This is a genomic window from Marinagarivorans sp., from assembly GCF_982758155.1.
This window is the reverse complement of record NZ_CEXWTU010000243.1, coordinates 1-7,200: the sequence shown is the minus strand read 5'-3', so window position 1 is coordinate 7,200 and position 7,200 is coordinate 1. Positions and strand designations below refer to the sequence as shown.

Here is a 7,200-nt window from a genome sequence, read left to right as displayed (position 1 = left end):
GTAAGGATGTCGAGATCAAGCATTAGTGGATGAAATATTGTTTCCTCGTCCCTTAGTGAATCCCAACTGAGGTAAATGAGGGCTAATGCACCAGGCTAAAAGCCAGCACATTGCCCTCCCCTACTTTTTTTTAACAATTATATTTATCTGAAAAGTCTAACTTTAAAAGCTCAGCACTAACCCTTTAACATTGCCGCATACGGTGTACGGGAAGTCCCGAAATGGTCGAGATTTGCCTCTAAGCCTTGTGCAACCGCATAAAAGAAATCGGCAGAGCTTCGATAATTACCATTTTGGCGCGCATCCAAATACTGGCCCATTTTAAAAGCACCACCTGCATTACCCAGCGTCATATACGGCATATCATTATTGCGATGGTCGCGCATTCCAAACTCAGAACAAGTCACAATCACGGTGCTGTCGTATAACGTGCCCGCGCCATCAGACACGGACTTTAAGCGCTGGACCAACTGCGCTAGCTTGCTTGAATACCAGCGAAAAATGCGCGCTTGGTTTCGTCGGGTTGAATCATTGCCATCGTGGCTCATAAAGTGATCATTAACATCACCACCCTCTAAATCCAGCCCGAGGGTTTTATAATGATCGTGGTTCGCTGGACCGATATCGGTTCCAGAACCACTAAATTGCAAAGTAGACACACGCGTGCGATCAAGCGCTAAAGCTGCAACCGTGGTATCCATGGCTACATCTACAAGCTTTTCAAAGTTGGTGTGTTGGTTCCAATACTTACTACTGTCTTTGCGCGTACCCGCCGTATTCAACCAACCATTGGGCAGATCGAAGCGTACATCGGGGCCGCCATTTTTAGCCGCCTCCTCATCGGCCTTTAATAGCGCCTGCATTTCTACATCCAACTTAGTATATGAGACCAACAATGCTTCATATTTATCGGCTGCTGCAGCACCGCCTACACACTTAACTTGCTCTAACCGCAACTCCATCGACTTCATTAATTCGGAAGTCATATGCCGTGAATTAAATGGCACTGTGCCATCAGGGTTAATATTGGGTTCGGGTATACCTTCGTCACCAAAAACAAATTTATAGGTATCCATTGGATTCCAATTCGCGCTGCCGGTAGTGCCGCCACCTATTTTTCGTACCGGCGACATATAACCATCATTAGCACCGCGGTCGTGTACATGGTGGCCATACACCGGGGTATAAATTGAAGATAGCGGTGAACTACCCTGCAGTTGTTTACCCAATATTTGATCAATACTCCCCTCGGCTTCGGTACCGCCCGTAAGGGCACCTGCGACTGAACTTTTATGCGCGTCCCCATTGCCTGCACCAAAGTTTTCAAAACCGCTGTAAAGCGATATTTCGCTTTCTAATGCCTTAAGCGGCTGCAAACAATATGTGGCCTGCTGCGCATCGATGTAACTACGGATAGATGAGCCACGGCTATCTACTTTTTTGCCATTAATATTGGCATCCGGGTTAATAAAAACATTACCGGTATTCACGGGCCAAAAAGCCTGTTGCGCGCACCCTTCAGGCACATACCAAAATATCACACGTTTAAAATTAGTTTCTGCCGCTAAGGCTCGTTCGACCATCGCCGCTGATAATGAACTTGCGCCCGCTATTGCAGCGGTGCTTTGAATAAAGCGCCGACGATTTAAAGTGGATTGTTGATGGGGTGATTTTTTAATTATTTTATTCATGATTATTCTCCTACCGCGCAAGCTTGCGTACTATTTTCGGAATACACATGCTTGAAAGCATCACTACTGACAAGCGCACGTACTGCGGCATTAATTGAGCCCTCGTTAACCAAGGCATCATTAATTTGCACAAAACTTTGTGTTTCACTCGCAACGGGATCACGCCCCAAGGCAAAGCGGAAAAGCTGCTGACTAAAGCACTGTTTAAAAGCTTGGCTCTCTTCTATTGCACTAGCAAAATCCACGACACCCTCGTATTCAGCTGCAATATCGACATCCATATAAAGACCACCCGAAAGTTCGGCGCTGTCGAAGCGTTTTCCGGTGTCGTCATAAAGGTCGAACATTCTGCCAATGGGATCGACTACGGAGTGGCAGCCTTTACAACTTGGATGCGTGCCGCGATCTGAAATTTGATCGGCAAGGCCCGTGGATAATTCAGGCGGTGGTGGGGGCGGCATTTTGTCGCAGAATAAACGCTCGAATACGACTTTACCGCGAAAAATCGTATTCACATCACGACCGTGATTACCGTTGCCCGAAAGGAAACTGGCATGCGTTAAAATGCCTTGGCGCTTTGCTTCCGGGGGAAAGTCATAACGCGCCCATTCAGTGGCCGGTTTATTAGCGGCATAATGTTCGGCAACGCTGTAGTGCTCGGCTAACCCTGCGTTAATAAAACTGTAATTCGCGGTAAATAATTCGGTTAGGGGTAAATCGTTATCGACGACGTGATCGACCAGACGGCGTGTTTCTTCATGCATGGCCGCCTTCAGCGACATCCCCGCCGGCGCAGCCTGCAAACTATCGCAACGTACACCATCACAGGCGCACCAGCTCGTATTACTCGCGCTATTTTTACAGTCGTAACTTTGCGCTAAACCGGCAAACTGATTTTGGCATTCAGGGGTAGCATTACATTGATCGCCAGCGATAGGTGCCGGCAATAAAGCCACCTCTGGCGGCGCAGAGGTGGGAATATTCAGCCATTCAGCCATTAATAACCAAACCGTTTGCTTGTAATCCGCAAGCGCCATTAAGCGTTCGGCTTGCGTCTCGATTGTGCCGCGATTATCAGCCAAGCCCGGTAATGCCGATACTAACGCGGCATCCGGCGCCCTATCCAATAACAAATACGATAAGCGGTTAGCCAGTTCACGATCCGTTAATGCCGCTTTACCGCTCGCGCTTCGATCTTGGCCAAGCTCGATGCGATAAATAGCGCGGTCATCAATCAACGCTCGCGCAATACCAGAAGCCACAGCCTGCTGTACATTCGCACCCACCGCCAAGGTAGCCACAATCACATCGCGTACAGCATTCACATCGGCATCACGCAGTGAGTTTTCGCGGTAAACCACTTTTAAAGGCTCGGCAAGATGGTCTTCTACGCAGGCTCCTGCAGCCGATTGCCAATTACAGCGTCCAGCAAAATCGACAGCTAAGGCATCGGCGATTAAAGTTGAGGCCTTAACTAACACACTAAAGTCGGCTGTCTTATCAGAGGCATTATTGGTAAATATATTAAACGGCCCCCAGGTATCGGCCTGTAACGTGGCGGGCGCTAACTGCATGACCCCGAATGCCGCTGTTATCGTATTCGCATACTCGCGCTCGGTAAGGCGAATTTGTGGGCTAATGGGATCAGCTTTGGTTAAAGTCACCCCACCGCGGCAGCCTGTTGCACCCACAGTCTCCCCAGCCGGTGTGGCGTTGCAGTTATCAATAACATCGGCAACACCATCGTTGTCGGCATCTTGCGCCCGCTCACTCTCCGAGCATCCGGTCAGGTTACCCGAAGTATCTACGCTGGCTAATTCCCCCACAGGAGTATTAGGGCAAATATCTTCAGGGCTAAGAATGCCATCGCCATCGCTATCGCGCTGCACATCGGAACAACCTTCGTTATTTACCGGTGCATTGGGCAAGGTGCCGGGGCAGATTTCTAAAGTATCGGCAACGCCGTCGTTATCGCCATCGTTCGCACTAGTGCTCAGTACTCGAATCGCCAACACGCTGCCGTTATTCGTAAGGCCGTTAAAAGCGACGTTCAGCAGGCCGTCTTCTATTACTACATCACGAATTGTTTCGATTTTGGCAACGTTTTTGCCCCCTGCGCTTACGAATGGATCGTAATTGTTTAGCGCTAGCTGGCCTTCCAATATCACATTGAAAATGCGTTTACCCGCCTCGGTAAAAAATACTTCGGCCATGTACAGTTCTACTGTATAGCGCCCTGCAGGCAGTGGAATTTTATATTCTAATGATTGCCCCCAACGCTCTGTACGAAAGAGTTCATCGTCTTCAGTAGCGGCAATGGCGTGGGTAGGCATCCCCGCGGTTGCTCCCAAAGACCCGCTGTAATAGGTATCGGAATCGGCACGAAACAGTGTTCCATTCTGGCTGGTGTAAGCCTCGCCACCAGCGTTAATGGCGAACGCGGTGGTAATTTCCGAGGTGTTTTGGGCACAGCCGGTGTGATCAATACTGCGTTTATCGGCTTGCTCTGTATTGGGACAAAGGTCGGCGGCACCCACAATGCCATCTCCATCAGGATCGGTTGCATCCATGACTGGCGCAAACGCAATCACCATGAAATTGGCCACGTCCGTCGCGCAGCTCGCGCTGTTTGTATCGGTACATTTACCCGGCGCTGGCATATTGCCGGCGATATAGATCGCCAAACTATCAACCTCGCCGCAGGAACCTTCAACCTTCACACTACAGTTGTGATTGTTAATGGCTGGGAATGCCGCCGAGCCACTGCCGTCGGCGCCATGGCAAGCCACGCAGCCTTGCGCCATATAGGCCAACTGACCGCGCTGAAAACTGGAACAACCCGCCGAATCAACTAATTCGCCTAAAGCTGTTTCGGGGCAATTATCTGTATCATTCACCACGCCATCTAAATCAATATCGGTAAAAGGCGTACTGCTTTGGCTAACGCTACTAACCGCTAACGCACTCGAAGAGCTTTCTAACGGTGTACTGTGCAAACTGCTTGAAACAACCTGAGGGCTTGATGATTGCGCAATATCACTCGATGAATCACTGTCCTCCCCGCCGGTACAACCCACGAGTAAACTAAATACACTCAAGCCAAATAGCCTCGAGAACTGTATCGCTCCCCGGTCTAAGCCACGCTTCCATTGATGCTTCCTCATACCTTCGCCCCTTTGATTATTTTTGTTATCTGCATTTAGGGGCGAGAAAACAATAGTGGATAAACTATTATCGCCTCGCCCCTTAGCTTTCGTTACAGCTTCGAGACTTAAGATAGCGATTCATTAATTTATGCGATAGAGAACGAAATGTGACCGAGTTCCAGCCAATGCAATGTGGGAAAGTGGCGGCAATACCTCAAACCTCCGCAGCCCTTATGACATATGCTCTGGCAGCCCAAGCTCCCACATGACACCGATTGCATTCAAGGCGTGCCAAAATCATATCGGGACGCCAAAAAGACTATATTAGGTTAACAAAACACCACATAGGATATATAAAGGCGGGATTGAAAATTTAATAAGCGTGAAAAATTATGGGCCATGGCGCACAAAAAAGACCCTTTAAAGTCATTATTCGGTACGCAAAGCTTGCACATTCAACCGAAGATAAGCATCGTTGCAACCGACTAATGGAGGAAAAATGACAAAATCACCTCTTCGACATTGCAGGAACGTTACTCTCTATTAGCCTAAGCTGAAGAGTATTCATGAAAACAAGCGCTCAGTATGCTTCATGTGTGAACAGCCACCTAAGGGACGAGGAAACAATATTTCATTCACTAATGCTTGATCTCGACCTCCTTATCTTCGTTGCTCAAAGCGTTACATGCCTAGGCATGCGCCCCTTTAAGCGCCTCGATAAGAAAGTCGATCTCTTCGCCTAATTGGATAAACTATTATTGCCTCGTCCCTAACAAATACCCATAATAAAAAGACTCTGTAGTAACTATGCACAACATTTTATTTTCGGTTCTCGACCTCTCTTTAATTGCCACCATTATTGAGTGCATACTTATCTTTTGCCTGATTGTCATTGCGCGTGTTATCCCTGCGCCATCACGCCTTTGCCGCTACAGCCTTGGCCTACTTTTTATCGCCATTGCCTTAGACTCGCTAACCATGCTGCTTATCTGGCATGACGGCCTACGCTTTTACCTTGAAAACTACTCATCGCTATCAATCCTAATTGGCACGCTTGCATTAGCCAGCAAAGGACCTTTGCTGTACATCTTCATCAAAACAATCACCCGCCCCAATTACACCCTTAAGCCCATACACCTATTGCATGGCCTACCCTTGATGGCCGGTTTAGCCGTCGCGTTAATTGCGCACTTGGATACCCACGCTATTGCCACTACGATCGACTCGAGTGAGCGTAGTATCGGCTCCGTCTATTGGTGGACGATATTACGTCTTGCCCCAACGCTCTACGCCATTGCCGGCTTAATCTCATTACGCCGAATGAAGGCCCTTTACGATTCGCATTACACCGGTGACGAATACCATTACAGCTACTGGATAAAAATTCTCACTGTCGGCTTTTTAATTCAATGGGGTTTAGCCCTAAGCATTCATATTGCAGGCCAGTATCTCCCCTTTGGCCTAGTATCGGCCCTAGGTAAAAGCAATGACTTTTTTGCCCTAGTGTTAGTGAATGGGCTACTCGTATATTGCTTCACTATTATCCGAACCTTAACCCCCATTTTAGGTAACGATGAGCCCCAAGACATCGCCGACAGCACCGCGCAAAAAACCAATCAAGCTCATATTACGAAAACCGGTGAACCCAAACACCCAACACCAACCGCCGCACACAAAGGAAGCTACACTCCATGCCTTCAAGTACCCGCCAATACACCCGCCGATGAAGCGATCATTGCAGCCATCATCAAAAATATCGAACACGATAAACTCCACCTCAATCACACCCTCAATCTCGAAAAGCTAGCCGATACACTTATGCAGCCGTCTAAAGATGTCTCTCGCTTAATTAATACCCACTTCCAATACAGCTTTTCGGAATTCATTAATGCCTACCGCACCCTTGAGGCCGAACAACTGCTTGGCGACCCAAAACATCAAGAAACCCCCATTCATGAAATCATTCACTTATCAGGCTTTAACAGTAAATCGGCATTCCACCGCTTTTTTAAGCGCTTTACGGGTATGTCGCCAAGTGAATATCGCAAACAAAAACGGTAGTCAGTTTAAGTTAAGGGCGAGGCAATAATAGTTTGTCCAATTAGGCGAAGAGGGCCTGCAGGGAGGCAGGTTATTAGGATAACGCAGGAGCGGTTATCGGAGCGGCTTTCTCATCGAGGCGCTTAAAAGGGGCGCATGGTGGGGTCTATAGGACATAGGTCGTCTTAGGTCTTAGGTCTTAGGTAACGCATCGGGGTAGGAACCCCTTTAGTAGGCATTGCATCCGTATAGGGATATACGTTACTAGGGTAATGCAGGAAATAAGATGGACCCACCCACTTCGTGCCATGATTAGAGTGCAA

The 7,200-nt window shown here is 48.2% G+C and carries 3 protein-coding genes; 1 reads left to right on the top strand and 2 read right to left on the bottom strand.

All coding sequences use genetic code 11. The annotated features are described in order from the left end of the window. Positions 1–176: 176 nt before the first annotated feature. Positions 177–1,691 (bottom strand): DUF1552 domain-containing protein, encoded by a 1,515-nt coding sequence (locus AC3A8L_RS18395; RefSeq protein ID WP_487963737.1) that lies wholly within the window; start codon positions 1,689–1,691, stop codon positions 177–179. A gap of 2 nt (positions 1,692–1,693) precedes the next feature. Next, complete coding sequence (locus AC3A8L_RS18390) at positions 1,694–4,855, bottom strand: malectin domain-containing carbohydrate-binding protein (protein ID WP_487963736.1); 3,162 nt, start codon at positions 4,853–4,855, stop codon at positions 1,694–1,696. Between the two features lie 789 nt (positions 4,856–5,644). Between AC3A8L_RS18390 and AC3A8L_RS18385 the strand changes: the two genes are divergently transcribed. After that, positions 5,645–6,898, top strand: coding sequence for an AraC family transcriptional regulator (locus tag AC3A8L_RS18385; protein ID WP_487963735.1), 1,254 nt, complete (start codon positions 5,645–5,647; stop codon positions 6,896–6,898). Positions 6,899–7,200 lie beyond the last annotated feature (302 nt).

Excerpts from the sequence above, each read along its gene's own strand:
- AC3A8L_RS18395 (WP_487963737.1), bottom strand. The coding sequence starts at position 1,691 with ATGAATAAAATAATTAAAAAATCACCCCATCAACAATCCACTTTAAAT.
- AC3A8L_RS18390 (WP_487963736.1), bottom strand. The coding sequence starts at position 4,855 with ATGAGGAAGCATCAATGGAAGCGTGGCTTAGACCGGGGAGCGATACAG.
- AC3A8L_RS18385 (WP_487963735.1), top strand. The coding sequence starts at position 5,645 with ATGCACAACATTTTATTTTCGGTTCTCGACCTCTCTTTAATTGCCACC.